This is a genomic window from Kitasatospora sp. NPDC048545, from assembly GCF_040651155.1.
Classification (GTDB): domain Bacteria; phylum Actinomycetota; class Actinomycetes; order Streptomycetales; family Streptomycetaceae; genus Kitasatospora.
In genome coordinates, this window is record NZ_JBEZIQ010000184.1 from 1 (window position 1) to 1193 (window position 1193).

2 protein-coding genes are annotated in these 1193 nt (G+C 67.6%); both read left to right on the forward strand.

The window, feature by feature from the left end:
* The first annotated feature begins 89 nt into the window (after nt 1–89).
* On the forward strand, nt 90–629 hold the full coding sequence (locus AB0D10_RS46385) for a winged helix-turn-helix domain-containing protein (protein WP_360269182.1): 540 nt from the start codon (nt 90–92) through the stop codon (nt 627–629).
* A complete protein-coding gene (locus AB0D10_RS46390; RefSeq protein ID WP_360269185.1) occupies nt 626–1153 on the forward strand; it encodes a transposase in 528 nt (175 codons plus the stop codon). The genes AB0D10_RS46385 and AB0D10_RS46390 overlap by 4 nt, the downstream gene beginning before the upstream one ends.
* Nucleotides 1154–1193 lie beyond the last annotated feature (40 nt).

Consider the following 1193-nt stretch of genomic DNA (forward strand, 5'->3'; position numbering starts at 1 on the left):
TACTGAAGTTGAATCCGTGATGTCGCTCGGATGGGTGAATCAGTAGCGTTCGCCTGCCTGCGGAGGGTCGGCCCCGGTAGTCGTGTGCTGTGAGGTATGCACAGGGCGGCGGTTTGACCGACGCGGAGAGGGCCGCGCGGGAGCGGATCCGGCGGCAGGCCGTGGAACGCTTCGAGAGCGGCGAGAAGAACCGGGACATCGCGGCCGCGATGCGGGTGAGCGTGCGCTCGGTGGAGCGCTGGCGCCGGCAGTGGCGCGAGGGCGGTGCAACGGGAATCGCCTCGAAGGGCTCACCCGGTCGTCCGAAGCTGTCTGATGCCCAGATCGCACGGCTGGAACGGGAGTTGGAGCGTGGGCCGCTGGCCCACGGCTGGGAGGACCAGCGGTGGACCCTCTCTCGGGTGAAGACGTTGATCGGTCGGATGTTCCATGTCTCTTACACCGTGGAGGGCACGTGGGTCCTGCTCAAACGGCACGGCTGGTCCTGGCAGCAGCCGGCCCGCCGGGCGATCGAGCGCGATGACGCGGCGGTTGAGCTGTGGAAGAAGGAGACGTGGCCGCGGGTAAAAGCACCGCGGCGGCCCGCGGAGCCTGGCTCGTCTTTGAGGACGAAGCCGGGCAGTCGATGAGGCCGCCGCGTGCCAGGACCTGGGGCAGGCTCGGCTGCACGCCGGTCGTGCGAGTACGTGGCCGGGGCGCCGGCCGGGTCTCCATGGCGGGGCTGAGCTGCTACAAGCCCGGTCAGCGGTCCCGGATGTTCTACAGCTTCCATATCTACCGCGGCCGCAAGGGCGAGAAGAAGGGCCTGACCTGGCAGGACTACCGGGACCTGCTCATCCGCGCGCACATCCAGCTCGGCGGCCCGATCGTCCTCGTGTGGGACAACCTGCGCGCCCACCTGATGCCGCCGATGCAGGCGTTCATCCAGGCGAACCAGGACTGGCTGACTGTCTTCCAACTCCCCTCGTACGCACCGGACCTCAACCCGCAAGAGGGCATCTGGTCGCTGGTCAAGCGCACCATCGGCAACCTCGCCGCCGCGAACCTCGACCAGCTCGCCCGAGCCGTCAAGCGCAGCCTGAAGCAGATCCAGTACCGCTCTCACCTCATCGACGGATGCCTCGCCGCCACCGGCCTGATCATGGACGGCTGACCACCTTCAGGCCGACATCACGAATTCAACTTCAGTAGCG